This is a genomic window from Microbacterium sp. Marseille-Q6648 (assembly GCF_943181415.1).
Lineage (GTDB): Bacteria > Actinomycetota > Actinomycetes > Actinomycetales > Microbacteriaceae > Microbacterium.
Window position 1 is genome coordinate 1,328,361 of the sequence record NZ_CALPBZ010000001.1, and the last position, 21,567, is coordinate 1,349,927.

Genomic DNA, 21,567 nt, shown 5'->3' on the forward strand with positions numbered 1-21,567 from the left:
CTCGGGGACTTGTGTTCGCGGAAGCGGACGCCTTGCGCCTACCCGAGGCGCGGAATGTCTATACGGAACCCGGTTTTACATGCGCTCCACCACGTCTTCTGTGCCCGCCCGTCGCGCTCGTCGCCTTGCAGACCGCCGCAATCGCAGGCGTCCCGCGGTGATCGCCGGAGGCCTCACCCTCGGTCTCGTCGCCGCCGTCGGGGTGAGCCTCGCCCCCGCCTCGCTGGCCGAGGCTTCCGACACCCAGCCCCGCTTCGCACTCGCGTCGTTCACGGTCTCCGACAACCCGGCGCCGATCGTCACGGCCACCGGCACGGACGAGATCTCGGTGGACGTGCGCAGCGCTCTGGCCGATGCGGAGGCCGCCGTCGCGGCATCCGTGAAGATCTCCGCCGTCATCGAGAAGTCCGGTCTGGACGTCGGCGACGTAGAGACCACGGTCGACACCAGCGATCTCGAGGCCGCCGCTGAGCGCCTCGAGGCCGCGCGCACCATGCCCGCCCCCCTCGTGCCGAGCCTGACCGAGAGGGTCACCGAGGAGACCGCAGCGGTCGACGGGAAGGTCGACGGACTGCAGGAGCGCTTCGAGGACGCCAAGGAGCGCAAGGCGAAGCAGGAGGCCAAGGCCAAGGCCAAGCGCGCAGCAGCCGCCAAGGCCGCGGCCGAGAAGAAGGCCGCCGAAGAGGCAGCTGCCGCCGAGGCCGCCGCCGCGGAAGCCGCCGAGGCTCAGTCCGCCGAGCAGTCCTCCGCTTCCACCCCTGCTGCTCCCGCGGCTCCCGCCGCGCCGGCATCGACCGGCGGCGGCGCCAGCCCCGCCGAGGCTCAGGCCATCGCTCAGGGCATGCTCGGAAACTACGGCTGGGGCGGCGACCAGTTCTCGTGCCTGGTGTCGCTGTGGAACAAGGAGTCGGGCTGGAACTACCAGGCCATGAACCCGTCCAGCGGCGCGTACGGCATCCCGCAGGCGCTTCCGGGCAGCAAGATGTCCACCGCCGGCGCCGACTGGCAGACCAACGCCGCGACGCAGATCGCGTGGGGGCTCGGCTACATCGACGGCCGCTACGGATCGCCGTGCGCCGCGTGGTCGCACTCGCAGGCGGTCAACTGGTACTGACCCGCAGCACACGACACGAGAGGTCGGGCTCCGTCACACGGTGACGAGCCCGACCTCTCGCACGTCTGCGTCCTCCACCCGCACCGTCATCATCGTGCGGTGGGGCTGGCGCCTGCGATCCGTCGGCGACCCCGGGTTGAGCAGTCGCATCCCTCGCGGGGTCGTGGTGTCCCACGGGATGTGACTGTGGCCGAAGACGAGCACGTCGGTGTCGGGGAACGCCTCGTCCATGCGCGTCTCGCGCCGACGGGCATCGCCGGTCTCGTGCACGACGGCGAACCGCACTCCGTCGATGACCCGATACGCGACCTCGGGCAGACGCGCACGCAGGTCGTCGGGGTCGTTGTTGCCCCACACTCCCATGACCTCGCCGTGTCGCTGCAGGTCATCGAGGACGGATGCCGCCACCCAATCGCCGGCGTGGATGATGAGGTCCGCGGCATCCGCCGCTCGTCGCACCGGGTCGGGGAGCGTACGCGCGCGGCCGGGGATGTGCGTGTCCGAGATGAGGAGCAGTCGCGTCATCCGCCCATCATCCCTCGCAGCCGCCATGGGGGCTCCGCACAGCCGGCGAGCACCGTCGGCCAGCACAGCCGGCGAGCACCGTCGGCCAGCACCGCTGGCGAGCACCCGCCGGCTAGCACCCACCGGGACCGGCCGCAATCCCCCGCCCGGGCCTCCGCACCTCGCCTAACGTCTCGTGCAGGCGCTCACCGGCGCCGACGACGACTGGAGGCGCGGCATGACCCGTTTCGGCTACACCCTGATGTCCGAGCAGAGCGGCCCCCGCGAGCTGGTGCGCTACGCGCAGGCGGCGGAGGACGTCGGCTTCGACTTCGAGGTGCAGAGCGACCACTACTCGCCGTGGCTGGTCGACCAGGGTCACTCCCCGTACGCATGGACGGTGCTCGGCGCCGTCGCCCAGGCCACGTCGAGCGTCGAGCTGATGACCTATGTCACCTGCCCCACCATGCGGTACCACCCGGCGGTGGTCGCGCAGAAGGCGGCGACGCTGCAGATCCTCAGCGAGGGCAGGTTCCTGCTCGGTCTCGGCTCGGGAGAGAGCCTGAACGAGCACGTGGTCGGACGCGGCTGGCCGCACGTCACGACCCGCCAGGAGATGCTGGCCGAGGCGATCGACATCATCCGCGACCTCCACACCGGCGAACTGGTGACCTTCAAGGGCCAGCACTTCCACGTCGACTCCGCACGCATCTGGGACACGCCGGACACCCCGGTCGAGATCGGCGTCGCCGTCTCGGGTGAGGAGTCGATCGCGATGTTCGCCCCGCTCGGCGACCACCTCATCGCGGTGCAGCCCGATGCCGAGCTCGTGCAGCAGTGGGATTCGGCGCACGACGCCGGCTCGCGCAAGATCGGTCAGATCCCGATCTCATGGGACCCCGACAAGGATGCCGCGATCGAACGCGCCCACGAGCAGTTCCGGTGGTTCGGGGGCGGGTGGGCCGTGAACGCGGACCTTCCCACGCCCGCCGGGTTCGAGGCGGCGAGCCAGTTCGTCCGCCCCGAGGACGTCGCCCAGTCGATCGCGTGCGGCCCCGATCTCGACGAGATCGCCGAGAGCGTGCGTCCGTACATCGAGGCCGGGTTCACCGATGTCGCGATCGTGCAGGTCGGTGACGAGCTGCAGGACCGGTTCCTCGCCGAAGCCGCCGGTCCCCTGCTGGAGAAGCTGCGGAAGCTGTGACCCCGCCCGACGCGGTGCGCGCGCCGGGTCTCAGACCCGACCGGTGAGGATCAGGTTCCAGTAGACCCACGGCAGCACGTACCGGTCGGCGATCCACGAGAGCCGGTTCTCGCGATACATCGTCGGCAGGAACGGGATCGTCGGCTTCAGCGCGCCGGTGTCGTCGAACTCGGCCCACACCACGCTCGAGCGCGAGACGGTGAACGGGCAGACCGCATACCCGTCGTAGCGGTGCGCGGGCTCGTGGCCGCGCAGGACCGCGGCCACATTCTTCGCCAGCACGAAGGTCTGCTTGCGCAGCGCGCCCCCGCATTTGGAGTTCCGCGTCGCCGCGGCATCCCCGAGTCCCCACACATTCGGGTAGCGGGGGTGCCGCAGGGTCTCGGGGTCCACCTCGACGAAGCCGCCCCCATCGCCCTCGTGCGGCAGCGTCGACGTCTTGAGCCAGTCGGGGGCCGACTGCGGGGGAACCGCATTGAGCACGTCGTACGACAGCCGTTCGTCCCCGCCTGGCCCCGAGATGACGACGGCGCCGGCTGCGGCATCCACGTTGATCACTTCGCTGCCGGTGCGCAGTTCGATGCCGTACGCGTCGATGCTGCGCTCCAGCTCCCGGTCGATGGCGGGGATGCCGAAGACCGTGTCCGTGGGAACCACCATGACGACGCGGATGTCATCGAGGACCCCGGTCGCTCTCCAGTAGTCGCATGCCTGGTACATCGGCTTCTGCGCGGCTCCCGCGCAGGATGCCGGCCCGGCGGGCTCGGTGAAGACGACCGTCCCGCTCGTGAGGTCGCGCAGCAGCAGCGACGCCTTGGCCGCGAGGGCGTGCTCGTAGTGCGAGGCGACCGTGGGCGAGTCGAGCCCCTCGACCAGACCGGGGATGCGGGACCAGTCGTTCTGGAGGCCGGGGCTCACGATCACGTGGTCGTACGTGACGCGCGAGCCGTCGTCCAGACTCACCGCGTTGTCATCGGGGTGGATGCCGGTCACGGCGGCCCGGATCCAGTGCACGCCTCGCGGGATGACCGCCTGCTGCGGGCGGACGGTGATGCTCGCGCGGGCGGTTCCGCCCGCGACGTGCGAGAACAGCGGCTGGTAGTAGTGGTGCTCCCGCGGCTCGACGAGCGCGATGTCGGTGACGCCGGCGCGGCGCAGGCGGGCGGCCACCGAGACGCCGCCGTTCCCGCCCCCGATGACGAGGACGCGGTGATGGGTCGCTGAGTCGGACATAGCGCTACCGTACGTCCGGCGCCGCCGTGCATCGCAGGGGTTGCGGCGCGCGCGGGGGCGGGCTACGCGACGCGGAGGACCTTCTCCATCGGCCGGCCCTTCGCCAACTCGTCCACGAGCTTGTCGAGGTAGCGGATCTTCTGCATCAGCGGGTCCTCGATGTCCTGCACCCGCACACCGCAGACGACTCCGGTGATGAGTTCGGCTTTCGGGTTCAGGCGGGCGTCGGCGAAGAAATCCTCGAACGTGGTGTGCTCATCGAGGTGCCGCGCGAGGGCCTGGTCGTCGAAGCCGGTGAGCCATTCGATGACGCGGTCGACCTCGTCCTTGGTCCGGCCCTTCCGCTCCGCTTTCGCGACGTACAGCGGATAGACCGAGGCGAAGCTCTGCGAGAAGATCCGGTGCACGAGCGCAAGCGTACTCCGCCGTCAGTCGGTCGACGAGCCCGCCGACGAGCTCAGCTCGGACTCGTCGAAGCCAGGACCGGTGAGGGGCAGCTCCCGCTCCTGGTCCCACGGCTCGGTCCACCCCAGCCGGTCGAACAGTCCGTTCAGCAGCATCCCGGTGAAGCCCCACACGAGGTGCGCGCCGTGACCATCGTGGCGCGGCACGAGGAATCCGGGCCCGCGCCATTCCCGCCCGTCTCGGCGGATCACCGTGACGCCCCGGCGCGCGGGATCGAGCAGGTCGGCCACGGGCGCGCGGAAGACCGCGGACGACTCGGCTTCGTCGACGACCCCGACGGGCGAGGGATGCCGCCACCACGCCAGCACCGGAGTGACGAGATGCCGGGAGTAGGCCAGCGGGACGGGCTCGACGGCGCCGAGCACGTCGACGCCCGCGGGATCGAGACCCGTCTCCTCCTGGGCTTCGCGGAGGGCTGCCGCCACGGGGCTCTCGTCGCCGTCGACACGGCCACCGGGGAAGGCGACCTGTCCGGGGTGCGAGCGCAGCGTCGTCGCGCGCGCCAGCAGCAGCACATCGAGGTCGCGCGACACCGACCTCTCGTGCGCATGGTGGCTGCTGGGCAGCGCGTCGAGGACCCCGAACAGGATCAGCACCGCCGCCGGGCGCGGATCGAGGGCGGGCGGCAGGTCGGGTGCCCCGATACCGCGTCGGTCGTCACCGCGGGCTGCGGCCCGGGCCAGCGACTGCAGCTGTTCGCGCGCGGGGGACGGCGGCGGCTCAGCGGGCATCGCCCCAGGTTACGCCCGCCCGGCGCCGACCCGCTCCGCGTCGTCCGCGACCGTCGCCGCCCGCGCGCGGGACCGCGCCGCGTGCCGGGAATGCTGGATCACGCTGACAGCGACGACCACCGCCAGCAGCGCGTAGAGCACGATCGTGATCGGCGAGGACACCAGCACGGCGGCGTCGCCCTCCGACACCGCGAGCGCACGCCGCAACTGGGTCTCGGCGAGCGGCCCGAGGATCGCGGCGATGAGGACCGGCGCGAGCGGGATCGAGAAGTGACGCATCGCGAACCCGATGACCCCGATCGCGAGCGCCATCCACAGGTCCACGACCCGTGAGGCGATCGCGTACAGCCCGAGCATCGCCACGACGGTGATGCCGGCGTACAGGTAGTGGCGCGGGATGAGCAGGAGCTTGGCCCACACGGCGGCGAAGGGCAGGTTGATGATCAGCAGGATGATGAGGCCGAGGAACAGGCTCGCCAGCAGCGGCCAGACCAGGTCGCCGCTGCGCTCGAACAGAAGCGGGCCGGGCTGCATGCCGTACTGCTGGAACGCCGCGATCATCATGGCGGCGGTCGCCGATGTGGGAAGCCCGAGTCCGAGCAGGGCGCCCATAGCCGAACCGGCGGTGGCGTTGCCGGCGGCCTCGGGCGCGGCCACCCCCTGCAACGCGCCGCGGGTTCCGAAGTCGGGGTCCTTGCGGCGGCGGGCGAGACGCTTCTCGGTGCCGTAGGCGAGGAACGTCGGCACTTCGGAGCCGCCGACCGGGATCGCCCCGAACGGCACGCCGAACGCGGTTCCGCGCAGGAAAGCCGGCAGCGCCATCCGCCACTCGGCCCATGTGAGCAGCGGCGATCCGTGCGGAGCGACCAGCGTGCCGGGACCACCGCCGCGACGGATGTGCGAGGCGACGTGGATGACCTCGCCGAGGGCGAGGAGGCCGACGGTGACGACGATGATCGAGATCCCGTCGAAGAGCACCGGACTGTCGAGGGTGAAGCGCTCGGTGCCGCTCATGCCGTCGATCCCCACGAGGGCCAGCGCGAAGCCGAGTCCGAGTGCGACGAGCCCGCGGACGATCGAGTCGGCGACGACCGCCGAGATGGCCACGAAGGCGAACACCGCGAGGGCGAAGTACTCCGCCGGGCCGAATATGGTCGCGAGCCTGACGATGTAGGGCGAGAAGAACACCACGAGCACGCACGCGATGGTGCCGCCGATGAAGGCGCCGATCGCGGATGTGCCGAGCGCCTTGGCGGCTCGTCCGCTCTTGGCCATGCGATGACCCTCGAACGTGGTGGCGATCGCGGAAGAGTTGCCCGGCGTGTTGAGCAGGATGCCGGAGGTGGAGTCGCCGAACAGGCCGCCGAAGTAGATGCTGGCGAACATGATGAAGGCGCCGGTCGGGTCGAGGCTGAAGGTCACCGGCAGCAGCAGCGCCACGGCCATGGCCGATCCGAGCCCGGGGAGGACGCCGACGGCGGTGCCGAGCACGGCGCCGATGACGAGGAAGAGCAGGTTCTGCGGAGTGAAGGCGACCGTGAAGCCCTCGAGCAGGTGCGTGAGCTGATCCATCAGAGAACTCCCTCGAGGAAGCCGGCCGGCAGCGACAGGCCGAGGCCGGCGCCGAAGGCCAGCTGCACGGTGGACGACATGATGACGCCGATGGCGATGTCCATCAGCGGGCGTCGGCTGCCGAACGCCCACGCGATGACCCAGAACAGCGCCGCGGCCGACAGCAGCCAGCCCGCCAGCGGCAGCACGAGGATGAACGCGGCGAGCGCTCCGACGGTGAGCAGCACCGTCTTGACGTCGACGCCCGACCCGCCGGTCTCGCCGGCGGAGTCACCGGCGGAGTCGCCGACCGACGGTCGCTGCTCCTCGGGCGAGACGACGCGGATCTCGCTGGTCGCGTCGAGGCCGCCGAGGTCCTGCAGCATGTGGTCCGAGATCTCGACCGGGTCGTCCGCCACATGGCGGCGGCGGCGCGGCCGGAGGACCTCGATGGCGAGCGCGGTGCCGACGACGTAGAGGAACACCACGACGAGTGTCGGGAAGAACGTCGGACCGGGGAACGCGGTGCCTTCGGGCACGTCCATCGTGAGGATGCCGGCGGTGAACGCGATGGCGAGGGCGTAGACGCCGGCGACGACGACGAGCTCACTGCGTCCGGTGTACCACCGCGGCATCCGCTGGACACGGAGTGCTCCTGTGGTGAGGGTGTGGGGTTCGGTGCGGGGCTGGGGTTCGGTGCGGCTCACAGTCCGAGCTCCTCGATGACGGCCGTGGTGAGGCGGGTCTCCTCGGCGATGAAGTCGGCGAATTCGTCGCCGGTCATGAAGCTGTCGACCCAGCCGTTGCGTGCGAGGACTTCGTCCCACGCAGGCGTTTCGCGGAGCTCGGTCACCATGGCGACCAGTTCGTCGCGGACGTCGTCGTCGATGCCCGGCGGGGCGACGTATCCGCGCCAGTTCGACATCGCGACGTCGACGCCGGCCTCGCGGAACGTGGGCACGTCGATGCCGGGAACGGGCTCGCCCGCCGAGACGGCGAGGGCGCGGAGGTTGCCCGAGGCGATCTGGTCACGGAACTCGTTGTAGCCGGACAGTCCCGCTTCGGCCGTGTGCGAGAGGATGGAGGTGACGACCTCCCCTCCGCCCGGGTAGGCGAGGTAGTTCACCGCCGCCGGGTCGGCGCCGACCTCCCGCGCGAGGAGTCCGGCGAGGATGTGGTCGATGCCGCCCAGGGAGCCGCCGGCGATCGCCGTGCCGCCCGGGTCTGCGGCGAGGGCCTCGGCGAAGTCGGCGAGCGTCTCGTAGGGCGAGTCGGCGGGGACGACGAGGACGTTGAAGTCGTCGGCCAGGCGCGCGATGGGAACGACGTCGTCGAGGGTGACCTGCGAGTCGTTGATGACGATGCCGCCGACCATCACGCCGCCCGTCACCATCATGAGGTCGTGGCGGTCGCCCATCTCGGCCACCTGTGCCAGGCCGATCGTGCCGGACGCCCCCGGGACGTTGACGACCTGCACGCCCTGGGCGATGTTCTCGGCGCGCATGACCTGCTGCGCCTCGCGGGCGAAGGCGTCCCAACCGCCGCCGGGGGCGGCGGGCGCGACGAGGGTCACTTTGGTGCGCGGACTGGCCGCTCCCCCGGTCGAGCCGGCGTGGACCGCAGCGGTGAGGAAGAGGGCTCCGGCGAGGACCCCCACAATCGTCCCGATCACTTTTCGACGCATCTTCGCTCCTGTACCGACTTCGTCGTCGTCGTGGATGTGGACGGTAGACTCGCACCCTGCGAGCCTCGGCTGGCGGTCGGACCGACTTTCGCTCTTTGATGCTCACGCCGCGGAGGAGCCGATGACGACCTCGAGCGGGCACTCCCCTCAGGCGCCGACGCGCCTGGCGCTGGTGCTCGTGGTGCAGTGCCTCGTGGTGCTCGCCTGCGTGGCCGTGACCACGGCGGTGGCCGCCGCGGTGCAGGAGCGCACGCTGCGCACCGCGACCGCCGAACGCGTCCTCGACGTGTCGCAGAGCCTCGCCGAACTCGAGCAGGTGCGGACCGCGGTGCAGACCGAGCGGGTGGCGGCGATGGCCGATCTGCAGCCGCTGGCGGATCTCATCGAACAGGCCGCGGGCGTGGACTATGTCGTGATCACCGACGCGAACGGCATCCGTCTCACCCATCCGACTCCTTCCGAGCGGGGACGCCCCGTCTCGACGGACGCCACCGACGTGCTCGCCGGTGAGACGTTCGTCGGCACCGAGGTCGGCACCCTCGGGGCGACTCTGCGGGCGAAGGTGCCGGTGGTCGTGGATGGGGACGTCGTGGGTGCGGCATCCGTGGGGATCCTGGAGAGCGAGATCGCCGGAGCGGTCGAGAGCGCGGTCGCAGGTCTCGTGCCCTGGGTGCTCGGCGCGGTCGTGGTGGGATGCTCGATCAGCGCCGTGGTCATCTGGTTCCTCCGGCGGCGGGTGCGCCGACTCGAGGATCGGGCCCGCGAATTCGAGACCCAGCGGCGGATCGCGGATGCGCTGAGGGATCAGACGCACGAGTTCCGCACGCGCATCCATGTGGTGCGGGGACTGGTCGCCGAGGGCGCCGCCGACGAGGCGCTGGCTTACGTGGACCGCATCGCGCCGGTGACCACCGCCGCCGATGCGGCGATCGACGTGCCGGATGCGGCGTTGCGGGCGCTGTTGCGCTCGCTCGCCGACGATGCCGCCGCCCGGGGTGCGACGTTCGAGGTGGATCCGCTCACCACGGTGACGACCGGGGCGCTGGTCGACGAGGACATGGTGGTGATCGCGAACCTGTGCCGCAACGCCGTCGAGGCCACAGGAGAAGGCGGGCGGGTCCGCGTACTCGTCGTCGCGGACGGGAGCACCGTGCACGTCGACGTCGGAGACGACGGACCCGGCGTCGCTCCGGGCTCCGCCGCCGGCCTGTTCGAACGCGGCGCTTCATCCAAGGGAGCCGCCGGGGAACGCGGGGTGGGACTCGACATCGTGCGCCGCGAGGTCTCCGCTCGTGGAGGCACCATCGAGGTCGGGCAGTCGGAATGGGGCGGTGCCCGCTTCACGGTGGACGCCCCCAGCAAGGGGCGGGTGGTGTCGTGATCCCGCGCGTTCGCACCCTGATCGTCGACGACGACCCCGCCGTCGTGCGCCTGCACTCGACGTATCTTGCGGCGGTTCCCGGCTTCGATCTGGTCGGAGCCGCTCGCACAGGGGCTGCTGCCGCGCGATTCGCCGCGGACAACACCGTGGACCTTGTTCTGCTGGACATGAACCTGCCCGACTTCAGCGGGATCGAGGTGCTTCACCGCTTGCGGATGGTGCGCGAATGGGACGTGGACGTCCTGGTCATCAGCTCCGCGCGCGACGGCTTCACCGTCCGCCAAGCACTGGCGGCGCACGTCGTGGGGTATCTCGTGAAGCCCTTCACGAAGGACGCCTTCGTCGCCCGCCTGACCGAGTATCACACGGCGCGCGCCCGACGCATCACCGAGGCCGCCGCCGAAACCACGGTCGGGCTCGGACAGGGCGAGATCGATCGCCTTGTGGCGCCGTCCACGGGGGCGATATCCACGTCCACCGGAGCCTGGGGCGGCGGGATCGACCCTCTGCCGAAAGGCCTGTCCGCCTCCACGATGCGGACGGTGCTGGACCGTCTCGACACGGTTGCGCCGACGAGCGCGCGCGCGATCAGCGACGACACCGGTGCGTCCCGGGCGACGGTGCGGCGGTATCTGGATCACCTCGTCGCCATCGGAGCCGTGACGGTCTCGCACCGATTCGGCGCCCGCGGTCGCCCCGAGGTGCTGTATCGGCGAGCGGGGGGAGGAGCATGACGGGTACCGGGGCCGCTCCGGGGTGGTACGACGACGGCACAGGAAAGCAGCGCTGGTGGGATGGCGCGCGCTGGACCGAGCAGTACATCGACCTTCGCGAGCAGACCATCGACCTTCACACGGATGCGGGCCCCCCGTCCGTCGCCGCCGCGCAGGCGGGGTGGTACGACGACCAGCACGGGCGCTCGCGGTGGTGGAACGGGCGCCAGTGGACGGACGCAGTCCGTTACAGCGGTGAAGAGCGGGAATTCTCCGGCATCGTCATCGACGGCCGGTGGATCCACTTCGGCGAAGCCAGCCAGCGGGTGGGTGAGGTTCAGGCGTCGCACGAATCGGGGGATGCGCTGCTCAGGCGTCCCGCTTTCACCCGCACGGCCGTCGCCCGTCGCCTACTCGGACCTGCGGGACTGATCACCCCGCGCACCCTCAACCGCGTCATCGCCCGGTCGCAGTCGTATGTCGTCGTGAGCGCGCCGGCGCAGACGTGGGTCGCGCCGGTCAGCGCAGGTCAGGAGGCGCAGGCGCGGGACTTCGTGGCGTGGGTGAACGCGAGCTCTGCCCACTACCGATTCGGCTGAACGTGTGTGTCAGAAGGGCGCGGGCGTCGCCTCTTCGGGCTCGGGTTCGGGCCGGAAGGTGGGAACCCGCCGCTCGGGCTCGACGAGATAGCTGCGCCCGGACGGCGAAACCCATTCGATGACCCCACCAGGGTGCTGCGTGACGCTCCATCCCCCGTGATGCTTGACCATATGGTGCCCGCGGCAGATCGGGGCGAGATTGCCGATCGACGTCTCACCTCCGTCCGAGAACGCGATCGTGTGGTCCACATCGCATCTCGAGGCGGGCAAGCTGCACCCCGGGGCCACACACCGATCCGCTCGCCACATCACCAGCCTCCGCAGCGCCGCCGGAGGCTCGTAGCTGTCCCGTCCGACCGACAGCACCATTCCGGTCTCGGGGTGGGTCAGTACCCGCATCCACGATGAGGCCGAACCGCACAGCTCCCGCGCCCGGGCGATCGGTATCGGCCCGACTCCTTCCACCACCGCCGGATCCCCGGCGGCTGCGCTCCGGTCGTCCAGCAGGGACAGCACCGGGACGGTCACGACGACCTGGGGGCGGATCCCCCGCGCGGCTACCGGCAGCACGGTGGTGTCACCATCGATCAGCAGATCCAGCGCGACGTCGGCCCGCACCTGATCCAGCGAGCGGGGATCGTCGGGCACGCTCTTGCGCACGGCCTTACCGGTGCGGGTGATCCGACCGAACACGGCGTGCACCTCGACCTCGGGAGCGTAGAGGTGCAGCCAGGCCATCCCGTCAGCGCCCGATTCGGTGTAGACACGGCGCGCCTGCAGGGCGGCGTGGAACCGTTCCGGCACCGTCTGCACCCGTGTCCGGTCGATCAGCGCCCGCAGCAGACGGCGGAACACACCGACCGGGTGCGCCTCGGCCAGCGCCAGCGCCTCCTTCGCCAGGCCGGCCGAGATCGCGGGCTCGAGCGGAGACATCAACGACACGAACACCCTCGCGTGCTGCTCGGTGATCCGCGCCTTCGACAAGGACTCCCCGACGCTCGGGAAGGTCGCCACCACCGCCTCCGCGAGGGTCATCAGGTCCGCTGCGGCGTGCTCCGTGATGCCGAGGCCGGCTGCCAGCTCGAGCCGCAGCGCACGATCCACGACGTCCGTCAGTTCGCGGCCGTGCCGAGCGGCATCCTCCCGCCACTCCATGCAGAGGGCATGGACGGCCCGGAAGCGATCGGCGGCGTACGAAGCGAGCAGTGTCGACAGTCCTCGCACCACCTCGAGCTCGTCGGGCGGTTCGGGCACGAACTCGCTGGCCGCGACCATATCCCACCACTGATCCTCATCCGGGCCGAGCCCCGACGGATCGGAGTCGAACCACGCCTCGTCGGGAAGAGGCCACATCCCGGCACCGGCCACCCCTGTCCGAGGTGACGGGTTCCCCGCGGCGGGGCCGACCGGATCCGGCGGATCCGCGGACGCAGGCGGACTCTCTGAATCGAACGCATCATCGAATGTCATAGCATCAACGCTAGAACACACCTCCGACATCGCCGTCGTGACGTCGCGTGGCCGCGGACTCCGCACCCGGCGGCCGCGAGGCCACTCCGACGAGAACCACCACCCCACCCGCGTCTGCTCACGCCGAGAAGAACGCCTCCGCCACACGCGTCAGGTCCCAGAGGTCACTGACACCCGCCAGCTCCCGAGCGGAGTGCATCGACAGGATCGGGATGCCGACATCCACCGTGCGGATGCCCAGGCGCGTCGCGGTGATCGGCCCGATCGTCGACCCGCACGGCACCGCGTTGTTCGAAACGAACTCCTGCGTCGACACGCCCGCCGCCTGGCACCAGGCGTTCCAGGCAGCGGCACCCTCGGCATCCGTCGCGTAGCGCTGATTGGCATTGATCTTCAGGATCGGGCCGGAGCCGAGAACAGGCTGGACCACCGGATCGTGCTTGTCGGGATAGTTCGGATGCACGGAGTGTCCGACATCGCTCGAGGCGCACCACGACGAGCCGAGCGAGCGCAGCTGCTCTTCGCGGTCGGCGCCGAGCGACAGCCACACCCGCTCGAGCACGTCGGCCAGGAACGGTCCGGCCGCCCCCGACCGCGTCGCGGAGCCGACCTCTTCGTGATCGAAGACCGCCAGCATGGCGATGTGCTCGGCGTCGCCGCTGCCGGCGGCCCGCTCCAGCGCGACGACCCCGGCGTGCACCGAGGCGAGGTCATCCAGGCGGCCCGCGGCGAAGAACACGTCGTCCCGCCCGAAGACGGCCCCGCGCGCAGCATCCGCCGTGACGATGTCGTATCCGCGGATGCGCGACGCGTCGACACCGGCAGCCGAGGCGAGCTCTCCCAGCAGATCGGCGGAGTCGGCCTCGCCGAGGCCCCACACCGGCTGGGTCTGCGCCTGCTTGTGCAGCGCGAGGTGGTCGTTGGCCTCGCGATCCAGATGGATCGCCAACTGGGGCAGCCGCAGGAGCGGCCCGGTCGCGGCGAGCGCCATCGTTCCGTCGTCGAGCACCAGTCGGCCGGCGAGGCGCAGCTCGCGGTCGAGCCACGAGTTGAGCAGCGGTCCCCCGTAGATCTCGACACCCGCCTGCAGCCACCCGAGTCGACCCGTCGTGGGCTTCGGCTTCAGCTTGAAGCCCGGTGAGTCGCTGTGGGCACCGAAGATGCGGACCCCGGTCGCCGCCGTCGCCGAAGCGGGGGCCACCCACGCGATGACGGCCCCGTCGCGCACCACCACGAATCGCCCGCCGGCGGCCGAAGGCCAGGCCTCGCCTTCGGCCAGGCGCACGAAACCCGCCTGCTCGAGCCGGGAGGCGACCTCCGCGGCGGCATGGAAGCTGGAGGGCGACGCGTCGACGAACGCCGCGAGGTCGGCGGCGTGGTCGAGTGAGGGGGAAGCGGCAGACACGGGCGGACTCCTGAGGCGTGAGGCGGTGCTTCGATCGTAGGCGGATGCCGCGACAGCCCGTTCGCGCACCGATCGCGAGCCGGGGCTGCACCGGCTCCTCCCCAGCGGCAGCCCGCCGGCGTCTGTCCACAGCCTCGGCTGCGTGCGTCGACCCGCCTCGGCGGACTCCCTACCGTCGCTGCATGCGCAACCCCGACCTCCGACACGTCGTCAAGCTCCGCTTCACCCTTCTCGGCACCGGCCCGGCCGTGTGGCGTGAGGCGTGGGTCGACCGCGAGCTCACCCTCGCCACTCTCAAAGAGGGCACGCGGGCGCTCTTCGGTGGACCGGAGTGCCGCCACCACGTCTTCGCCGAGGACCTCGACCATGCGGGGTGGTCGCCGCAGCGCCGGCGCTGGGGCGACCGGTGGACGATGATCGACTTCCGCGACCCGACGGTCGTCGATGAGTCCACGGCGAGGGTCGCCCACGTCTTCCGCGACGAGTCGATCGTCTTCGCCCACACGTGCAACAGCGATTGGGCGGTGGCGATCGAGTCGGGCGTGAGCGACATCGTCGCCGCCTCGACGGGCCCGTTCCGGGTCGCAGAGGGCGAGGGGATCGAACCGTTCGCCTGCTCGCGAGGCCCGTTCGAGCGCGAGGTCCTCCTGGGCATACTCGCCGATCCGTCCCACGCGCTCCACGGCGATCTGCGGGAGCGGCTGGCCTGGACGGTCGGCCCGTGGGGCTCGTACGCTCCCGACGTCGTCGACCTCGTCGCGGCGCAGCGCCGCATCGACGCCGCACTCACCGGCCTGGTTCCCGCCGAGCAGGTCGTTCCGACGGCGCTCGACCACGTCGTGCAGGCGCTCCCCCGCCTCGCCAGACCGGGCATGCGCGCGCACATCGACGACGCCGGGCTGCACCTTCCGCCCGTGGTCACGGAGGACGAAGCGGAACGGCTCACGCGAGGGTTCCGGTGGGTCCTCGGCCGCGCCGGCGCAACCGGCATCCCGATGATCGACGGCGCGGTCGACCCCGACGCGGTGCGGGAGGGCTCGGCAGCGCTGTCGTGCACCGAGGCGCACGTGCGGGCGCTCTTCGCCGCCGCTCGCAGGATGCGCCTGATGTACGTGCGCAGCCGACGGCTCGTGGTGAAGAAGTCCTTCCTGTCCGCGTCGGGTTCGGCCACCGAGCTGTGGTCGCTTCTCGCCGAGAGCCTGCGGCTGTGCGGCGCCGGGTGGCGCGCCGCCGACCTGCTCCTGCTGGCCATCGCGGACGGCAGCCTCTCCGACCCCGCCATCGGACTCGATCGCGTCGCACGCACCCTCGTCTTGGCCGGGCGCCACGACCGCGGCGCGTGGGGACCGTACGGGAACCGCGGGTACAGCGACGCGGACGACGACTGCGACGCGCGGTGCGACTGCCCGCCCATCGACGGCTCGACCTGGCACGACGTCGTCGCACAGGCGATCCAGGATGCCGCCACCGCGGCGTCGACGGAGGGCGCACGAACTGTCGCGTCACTCGCGGAGTACGGCGATCTGCGCAGCGCCGCGGTTCGAGCGGATTGGGTCGACCTCGACAGCCCCCCGACGTGGCGAGCGGGCGCGCTACGGCGGGCGTCGACGGACTCCGTCGTCTCTGCCGACGAAGCGCAGGCCGTCATGCTGCGCGAGGCCGACGAGCTCATCGGTGTGCTGCATCTGCTCGGGCTGGAGCGCGCAGACGACGGCTCATGGCTGGTCTCGTCCACTCTGCGCGAGTTCGCACGCGCGGCGCTGCGCCCCCGCACCGCACCTCGCCGCGGACACGGCGGTGGTCCCGGCGGCGGGCTCTGGTGACGACGGGCCGCGCCTCAGCGGACCGGTTGCCGCAGGATCGTGCGCAGCTTGGCCGGATCCGTGCGGCCATGGGGATCTACGCTCATCGGAACAGGCCCACCGCCTCGTCGAGCATCCGATGTCCCTCTTGCTCGAAAGCGCGATCGCCGACGAGATACGCCCATACCGCCGTGCTGACGGCCTCGCGCAGAAGGTCCATGCGCCACACATCGCCATCCCGCGGATCTTCACCGTACGCCTCGAGGAACGCCCGTTCCAGGCGCGTGTCGCGACGCCACTGGCCGGTGGCCAGGCGACACAGGTCGGTGGCGGCGGGGCGCAGATCGAATCGACCGAAGTCGATGACGCGGAGTTCCCCGCCGTCGTCCAGCCAATTGCGCGGGTGGTAGTCGCCGTGGGTCGGGACCACCTCCACCGCACGCGGCCGGTATCCCTCCAGCAGGCGCCGCACGGTCTTCTCGAGCGCGGGGGCGATGCGGTGCTCACGGTCCAGCCACGCCCGGGCCTTCGCGGTGACGTGGCATTCGTCCGCGTCGTCGACGTGACGTTCCTGGTCGTGCAGGGCGCGCAGCACCGCACCGGCCTGCACGTGCAGCGCGACGTCGTGTTCGGATGCCGCCCCCTCGACGAGCACGCCGGGCAGCCGGTCGAGCACGAGCGCATTCGCCTCGTCGCTCGCGTGGCGCATCCGTCCGGTGCGGCCCAGCGCGACCAGCGGTGCGGTCCACCGCGCGTGCGCACGGATCTCGCGGCGGATGTGGTGGTTGTCGCGCCCTCCCGCCTTCACGATGACGTCACTGCCGTCCGAGGCGCGGACGTGCAGCACCACGGTGTCGACCAGTCCCCAGGAATGATCCTCGATGAGGGTCGGCGCACCGAGCCACCCGCGAACGACCGCCGACTGTGCGGGAGCCAGCAGCCCGCCGTCCCACGTCATCGACGACCGACCGACCGGCGCGAACCGCGGCGTCGACGTCGACGTACGACGAGCGTGGCCACCGCGCGCCACCCGATGAGAAGAGCACCGAGCACGGTCGCCGCAACCGTCACGAAGGCCGCTTGCACGCCCTGGTCGCTCACGACGCGCAGCAGCATGCCGCCCGCGACCGTCACGACCCACAGCATGGCCCCCGTGCGCAGGGGCGCGAACGGATGCCGCCACGCTCGCGTGACGAGCCACCCGACCGTCAGTGCGACGGCGAACGGCCAGGCGGTGACCATCAGCCCGCCGATCACGTCCTCCCGGTGGCTGGCCCGACCGGTCGCCGCGAAGAGCGTCACCAGGGCGACGTCAGCGACATACGCCCCCGCGATCGTCCGCACGGAGGAGGGCGATCCCGCGCGTGGGTCAGCCCCCCGGGCTGCCGGGTCGAGCCGCATCACGTGGCGTTCCACAATCGCTGGTAGTAGGTCATCCGCTCGGCGTCCATCGGCACGCCGTAGGCGTCGACGACCGCCTCCTCCCACCCCGGGCCGTAGTTCCAGACCGTGCTCATGGCGGCCACGGCGAGGTCGGCCCAGAGGTCGCCGACCCCCAGCGCACCCAGGTCGACGTGCCCCGCCCACGAACCGTCGTCGGCAATGAGGGTGTTCGGCGCACACGCATCGCCGTGACACACCACGAGGCGATCTTCCGCGGGAGGAACGCGCAGGTCGTCCGGCACACGGATGCCGCGGACCTCCGCCGCCGCCGTCCGCGCCGAGACCCGCCAGTCGAACGGACACTGCGCTACCGGCATCCGATCGTGGAACGCGCGAAGACCGCGTCCGATCGCCCGCACTGCGGTGGCCGGGTCTCGGACCCACCGCGGAGCGACGGCACTCGCGCCGGGCAAGGCCACCGTCACCAGCCATTCGTGGGTCTCGTCAGCGCCGGCCCCGACCACGCGCGGGACGGGCGTGTACTCCCGTGCCCACGACAGACGCTCAGCCTCGCCCGCGCTCGTGGTCTCGAGGTTCTTCGGGCCGTGCTTGATGAAGCGGATGCCGTCGCGACCCTCGGCGCGGAAGGTGACGCCGCCGAGCTCATTGCGCCATACCGGCTCGAGCGTCGCGCCTGCGGCGAGTTCTCGCACGCGTGCGGGAACCGGGGCGCCGGCGGCGGGGATACTCATCCATTCATCCTGCCCAACGGGCGGCCATCTTGCCCAAACTATCGAATAACGATAGATTGCACACGTTCTTCGATAGGAGTCGCCATGGGCAAAGCCACCATCCTCACCCTTCGCATCATCATCGTGCTCGCCGTTCTCGGATCGCTCCTGGTGCAGACCGTCATCGTCCCCCTGCTCTGGTACGACCTCGAGGGTGAGGCGCTGTGGGGCCGGATCGCGTTCGTCACCATCGCCGTCCTGGGCGTGGCCACGATGCAGGTCTTCGCGATCTGCGTATGGCAACTGCTCACGCGGGTGAGCCACGGGTCGGTGTTCTCGGTCTCGACGTTCCGCTACGTCGACGTGATCATCGGGTCGATCGCGACCGCAGCCGTCCTCACCTTCGCCCTCGCCGTGCTCCTGGCTCCCGGGGACGTCGCACCGGGAGTCGTCGGCCTCATCTGCGGCGCCGCGCTCGTCCTGGGCGGGATGGCCCTGCTCGTCGTGGTCATGAAGGCCCTCCTGCGCCAGGCGATCGAGCGCGACAACGAGGCTCGCACCCTTCGCAGCGAACTCGACGAGGTGATCTGACATGCCGATCGTCGTCGACGTCGACGTCATGCTCGCCCGCCGCAAGATGTCGGTCGGCGCCCTCGCCGATCGGATCGGCATCACCCCGGCCAATCTCGCGGTGCTCAAGAACGGCCGCGCCAAGGCGGTGCGCTTCACGACCCTCGACGCCATCTGCGAAGTGCTGCAGTGCCAGCCCGGCGACGTCCTGCGCTGGGAGCCCGCCGACGCCGACCGCAGCCCCGAGCGCGCCACGCCGACGGCCGACTGACCGCACCGCACCCGCACCGCACGCGCGGCTCTCGGTCATCCTCGCGGGCGTCCGGCGAACCCGGCGAACAGGGCGTGGAGCAGCGGCGGCACCGAGGCCGCCATCATCACCGTGCCGGTCACGGGCTCCTCGGGCCGCAGCACCGCACCGCCGATGAGGAGTCCCGCGAACAGCACGGCGGAGACGACGCGGCGGCTCATGCGCTCCAGCCCGCGCAGCCGCTGATCCAATCGCGGGGTGTCGACCTGCAGGCGCCCCTCCTCCACTCGCGACACCACGTCGTCGAGCCGGCGGGGAAGGCGAGCGGCGACGCCCGCGAACGACACCGCCTCGCGGCCGATCGACTGCACGAAGCTGCCGCGCTCGTCGCGGATGAGCTGCTGAGCGTACGGCTCCACCGCATCCCACATGTTGAACTCCGGCTGCAGTGAGCTGCACATGCCGGAGGTGAGCGAGACGGCGCGGATGATGAGGAGGAAGTTCTCGGGCAGCTGGAACGGCAGCGACCGCACGACGTCGCCGAACTCCGTGGCGAAGTCCCGGAACTCGCGCGGGTCGACCCGCTGCAGCTCGGCGAAGCCCATCCCTCCGAACCGGGCGAACAGCGCGGAGAGCGCTCGTTCGAGTTCCGCGGCGTCCGCGGTGGGCAGCAGCACCCCCACATCTCGGATGCCCTCGACCATCTGCCGGCTGTTGCGCGCGGCCACCGCGATGATCAGGCGCTGCAGACCGTGACGGAGGCGGTCGGGAACCTCGCCCATCATGCCGAAATCGACGAAGCTGAAGCGCCATCCCGCGGCGCCGGGCGCGGCATCCGGCACCGGTGTCACGAAGATGTTGCCGGGATGCGGGTCGGCGTGGAAGTACCCATCGACGAAGAGCTGGTCGAACATCACATTGGCGAACGCCGTGGCGACCTCGCCCGGGTCGATCCCCGCCGCTCGCAGCGCGTCGATGTCGTTGATCTTGATGGCGGTGACGTCCTCGAGCGTCAGCACGCGCCGCGTGGTCCGCTCCCACGCGACATCGGGCACCGCCACTCTGCCGTCCCCGGCGAAGTTCGCGTCGAACAGCTCGGCGTTGCGCGCCTCGTGCAGGTAGTCGATCTCCTCCATGCTCGTGACCGCGAACTCCTCGATGAGGGTCGGCAGGTCCACGTGCTGACGGATGACGTGCACGCGATGGAGCCATCCGGCCACCTTCCGCAGTGCCGCCAGGTCGACGTCGACGATGCGGTCGATTCCCGGTCGCTGCACCTTGACGACGGCGTCGGCGAATCCGGCGTCGGCGGCGTCGGCGGGCAGCAGGCGCGCGCGGTGGGCCTGACCGAGCGACGCGGCTGCAAGGGGCACCGGGTCGACGAAGGCGAAGGCGCGATCGAGCGGCATCCCGAGCTCGCTCTCGGCGTGCGCGCGGATGGCCGCGAAGTCGACGGGCGGGACTTCGTCCTGCAGCCCCTCGAGCTCCTTCGTGATCTCGGGCGGGAGGACGTCCAGTCGCGACGACATGAACTGGCCGACTTTGATCATGAGACCGCCGAGGCCGAGTGCGAGGCCGTGGAAGTTGCGGGCGATCCCCTGCAGGCGGCGTCGACGACCGAGGGCCGAGAAGCGCTCCAGTCCGATGCGGGGCAGGAACAGCTCGTACCACCACGCCTGCGCCATGTAGCGCATCGCGAAGCGCATGATGCGGCGATAGCGCGCGCGGGAACCGTCGGCGTCGGACATCGAATCTCCCTGATGCCGACGTTCCGACGGCATCCCTCAGCCCTGGGCGAGGATGGAGTAGAGCTTACGCCGCGCCTCGTCCAGCACCGCCACAGCCTCGGCCACCTGCTCGGGCGAGCCCGCCTTCGCCACCTGCGCGGCCGCCTGGGCGAGCTTCGCCCCGGACTTCGGCAACGCGGTCGCGCGCGATGCCTCGCGCATTCCCGGCATCTCCCACGGCGCCGAACCGTCTTCGGCCTGCTCCGCCTCGGCGCGACCGGCCTCGGTGAGCGAGTAGGTCTTCTTCCCCGCCGCCTCCTCCGCGACGATCAGACCCTCATCGGCGAGCATCTGCAGGGTCGGGTACACCGAGCCGGGGCTCGGCTTCCACATGCCGTCGCTGCGCTGCTCGATCTCGTGGATGATCTGGTACCCGTGCATGGGCTGCTCCTTGAGCAGCGACAGGACGGCGGAGCGGACGTCGCCGCGACCCATCCGTCCCGTGAGCTTCTGCTCGAAACCGCCCCACAGCTGGTCCATGGCCTCCCACAGGCCCGCTCCGGGGAATCCGCTCGCCCCGCCGGGTCGCCCCGCGCCCCGGTGCCGCGGACCGAACAGGTTGCCGGTGTCCGATGCGTTCATGATGTCCTCCTCGCGATCCGCCCGCACAACGCAAGCGATAGTTACCGATATATCGTTCGGGATGCCGCGACACAAGGCATTCGCTCTCTTTCACACCGCGTTCCCAGCAGCCGCGAGGGGATATCGTGCCGGGGCGCCCCCGGTCAAGGGGGTGATGACGCGAGCCCGACGCGCGCAGGCTGGAACCACCCATCACCACCGCGATCGAGGAGCATCATGAGCCACCTTCCCAGCGATTCGCCCGACGCCCCCGACTCCACCGGATACGAAGGCGTGGAGCCGGAGTCGAGCCAGCCGATCGTCCCCGAGCCCGAAGAGCCGCTCGCCCCCTCCCCCGACGAGCCATCGGCGCCGTCGCCCTCGGAGCCTCTCGCACCGAGCCCCGACGAACCGTCGATCTGACGACGG

General features: G+C 70.9%; 23 protein-coding genes. 9 read left to right on the forward strand and 14 right to left on the reverse strand.

Going from position 1 to position 21,567, the window contains the following annotated elements:
* Positions 1-157 precede the first annotated feature (157 nt).
* On the forward strand, positions 158-1,114 hold the full coding sequence (locus tag NFR93_RS06325) for an aggregation-promoting factor C-terminal-like domain-containing protein (protein WP_353049901.1): 957 nt from the start codon (positions 158-160) through the stop codon (positions 1,112-1,114).
* A gap of 33 nt (positions 1,115-1,147) precedes the next feature.
* Here the strand turns inward: NFR93_RS06325 and NFR93_RS06330 are convergent, their stop codons facing one another.
* Positions 1,148-1,639: a metallophosphoesterase family protein gene (locus tag NFR93_RS06330; protein ID WP_251450967.1), complete on the reverse strand. Its 492-nt coding sequence runs from the start codon at positions 1,637-1,639 to the stop codon at positions 1,148-1,150.
* A gap of 217 nt (positions 1,640-1,856) precedes the next feature.
* Here NFR93_RS06330 and NFR93_RS06335 point away from each other — a divergent pair, with 217 nt between their 5' ends.
* Positions 1,857-2,822 carry an LLM class F420-dependent oxidoreductase gene (locus NFR93_RS06335; protein WP_251451529.1) on the forward strand — a complete coding sequence of 322 codons (966 nt, stop codon included), beginning with the start codon at positions 1,857-1,859 and terminating at the stop codon, positions 2,820-2,822.
* Between the two features lie 30 nt (positions 2,823-2,852).
* On the opposite strand, the gene NFR93_RS06340 is transcribed toward NFR93_RS06335, so the two are convergent.
* The 6 genes from NFR93_RS06340 to NFR93_RS06365 form a co-directional block, all read right to left on the reverse strand.
* The gene (locus tag NFR93_RS06340) at positions 2,853-4,055 is read right to left on the reverse strand and encodes an NAD(P)/FAD-dependent oxidoreductase (protein WP_251450968.1); all 1,203 of its coding nucleotides are present in this window, start codon (positions 4,053-4,055) and stop codon (positions 2,853-2,855) included.
* Between the two features lie 62 nt (positions 4,056-4,117).
* Entirely contained in the window at positions 4,118-4,462 is a 345-nt protein-coding gene (locus tag NFR93_RS06345; protein ID WP_251450970.1) for a DUF2200 domain-containing protein, read from the reverse strand.
* Between the two features lie 21 nt (positions 4,463-4,483).
* Entirely contained in the window at positions 4,484-5,251 is a 768-nt protein-coding gene (locus tag NFR93_RS06350; RefSeq protein WP_251450972.1) for an NUDIX hydrolase, read from the reverse strand.
* A gap of 9 nt (positions 5,252-5,260) precedes the next feature.
* Positions 5,261-6,823 (reverse strand): tripartite tricarboxylate transporter permease, encoded by a 1,563-nt coding sequence (locus NFR93_RS06355; protein ID WP_251450974.1) that lies wholly within the window; start codon positions 6,821-6,823, stop codon positions 5,261-5,263.
* Complete coding sequence (locus NFR93_RS06360) at positions 6,823-7,509, reverse strand: tripartite tricarboxylate transporter TctB family protein (protein ID WP_251450976.1); 687 nt, start codon at positions 7,507-7,509, stop codon at positions 6,823-6,825. Before NFR93_RS06360 ends, NFR93_RS06355 begins: the two co-directional genes overlap by 1 nt.
* Positions 7,506-8,486: a Bug family tripartite tricarboxylate transporter substrate binding protein gene (locus NFR93_RS06365; RefSeq protein ID WP_251450978.1), complete on the reverse strand. Its 981-nt coding sequence runs from the start codon at positions 8,484-8,486 to the stop codon at positions 7,506-7,508. The genes NFR93_RS06360 and NFR93_RS06365 overlap by 4 nt, the downstream gene beginning before the upstream one ends.
* Before the next feature lie 121 nt (positions 8,487-8,607).
* Here NFR93_RS06365 and NFR93_RS06370 point away from each other — a divergent pair, with 121 nt between their 5' ends.
* The 3 genes from NFR93_RS06370 to NFR93_RS06380 are packed head-to-tail and all read left to right on the forward strand — an operon-like array spanning position 8,608 to position 11,179.
* A complete protein-coding gene (locus NFR93_RS06370; RefSeq protein ID WP_251450980.1) occupies positions 8,608-9,867 on the forward strand; it encodes a sensor histidine kinase in 1,260 nt (419 codons plus the stop codon).
* Entirely contained in the window at positions 9,864-10,601 is a 738-nt protein-coding gene (locus NFR93_RS06375; protein ID WP_251450982.1) for a response regulator, read from the forward strand. Before NFR93_RS06370 ends, NFR93_RS06375 begins: the two co-directional genes overlap by 4 nt.
* Positions 10,598-11,179 carry a DUF2510 domain-containing protein gene (locus tag NFR93_RS06380; RefSeq protein ID WP_251450984.1) on the forward strand — a complete coding sequence of 194 codons (582 nt, stop codon included), beginning with the start codon at positions 10,598-10,600 and terminating at the stop codon, positions 11,177-11,179. Before NFR93_RS06375 ends, NFR93_RS06380 begins: the two co-directional genes overlap by 4 nt.
* A 9-nt stretch (positions 11,180-11,188) precedes the next feature.
* On the opposite strand, the gene NFR93_RS06385 is transcribed toward NFR93_RS06380, so the two are convergent.
* Positions 11,189-12,532 carry an HNH endonuclease signature motif containing protein gene (locus NFR93_RS06385; RefSeq protein WP_251450986.1) on the reverse strand — a complete coding sequence of 448 codons (1,344 nt, stop codon included), beginning with the start codon at positions 12,530-12,532 and terminating at the stop codon, positions 11,189-11,191.
* Positions 12,533-12,767: 235 nt separating this feature from the next.
* Positions 12,768-14,054 (reverse strand): M18 family aminopeptidase, encoded by a 1,287-nt coding sequence (locus NFR93_RS06390; protein WP_251450988.1) that lies wholly within the window; start codon positions 14,052-14,054, stop codon positions 12,768-12,770.
* Positions 14,055-14,236: 182 nt separating this feature from the next.
* On the opposite strand from NFR93_RS06390, the gene NFR93_RS06395 reads away from it, so the two are divergent.
* Positions 14,237-15,877 carry an IS1096 element passenger TnpR family protein gene (locus tag NFR93_RS06395; protein ID WP_251450990.1) on the forward strand — a complete coding sequence of 547 codons (1,641 nt, stop codon included), beginning with the start codon at positions 14,237-14,239 and terminating at the stop codon, positions 15,875-15,877.
* A gap of 82 nt (positions 15,878-15,959) precedes the next feature.
* Here NFR93_RS06395 and NFR93_RS06400 read toward each other — a convergent pair whose 3' ends face one another.
* From NFR93_RS06400 to NFR93_RS06410, 3 genes are read right to left on the reverse strand one after another with little or no spacing between them, the layout of a single operon-like run.
* A complete protein-coding gene (locus NFR93_RS06400) occupies positions 15,960-16,814 on the reverse strand; it encodes a phosphotransferase family protein (protein ID WP_251450992.1) in 855 nt (284 codons plus the stop codon).
* Positions 16,811-17,200, reverse strand: a complete 390-nt coding sequence (locus tag NFR93_RS06405; protein ID WP_251450995.1) for a DUF3054 domain-containing protein — start codon at positions 17,198-17,200, stop codon at positions 16,811-16,813. The genes NFR93_RS06400 and NFR93_RS06405 overlap by 4 nt, the downstream gene beginning before the upstream one ends.
* Before the next feature lie 56 nt (positions 17,201-17,256).
* Positions 17,257-17,991, reverse strand: coding sequence for an aminoglycoside 3'-phosphotransferase (locus NFR93_RS06410; RefSeq protein ID WP_251450997.1), 735 nt, complete (start codon positions 17,989-17,991; stop codon positions 17,257-17,259).
* Positions 17,992-18,075: 84 nt separating this feature from the next.
* Here NFR93_RS06410 and NFR93_RS06415 point away from each other — a divergent pair, with 84 nt between their 5' ends.
* Positions 18,076-18,561 (forward strand): DUF2975 domain-containing protein, encoded by a 486-nt coding sequence (locus NFR93_RS06415; RefSeq protein ID WP_251450999.1) that lies wholly within the window; start codon positions 18,076-18,078, stop codon positions 18,559-18,561.
* A 1-nt stretch (position 18,562) separates the two neighbouring features.
* Positions 18,563-18,811 carry a helix-turn-helix domain-containing protein gene (locus tag NFR93_RS06420; RefSeq protein WP_251451001.1) on the forward strand — a complete coding sequence of 83 codons (249 nt, stop codon included), beginning with the start codon at positions 18,563-18,565 and terminating at the stop codon, positions 18,809-18,811.
* A gap of 35 nt (positions 18,812-18,846) precedes the next feature.
* On the opposite strand, the gene NFR93_RS06425 is transcribed toward NFR93_RS06420, so the two are convergent.
* Both NFR93_RS06425 and NFR93_RS06430 read right to left on the reverse strand, forming a co-directional pair.
* Positions 18,847-20,538, reverse strand: a complete 1,692-nt coding sequence (locus NFR93_RS06425) for an ABC1 kinase family protein (RefSeq protein ID WP_251451003.1) — start codon at positions 20,536-20,538, stop codon at positions 18,847-18,849.
* A gap of 36 nt (positions 20,539-20,574) precedes the next feature.
* Complete coding sequence (locus NFR93_RS06430) at positions 20,575-21,159, reverse strand: PadR family transcriptional regulator (RefSeq protein WP_251451005.1); 585 nt, start codon at positions 21,157-21,159, stop codon at positions 20,575-20,577.
* 216 nt (positions 21,160-21,375) lie between these two features.
* On the opposite strand from NFR93_RS06430, the gene NFR93_RS06435 reads away from it, so the two are divergent.
* Positions 21,376-21,561, forward strand: coding sequence for a hypothetical protein (locus NFR93_RS06435; protein ID WP_251451007.1), 186 nt, complete (start codon positions 21,376-21,378; stop codon positions 21,559-21,561).
* Positions 21,562-21,567: the final 6 nt, after the last annotated feature.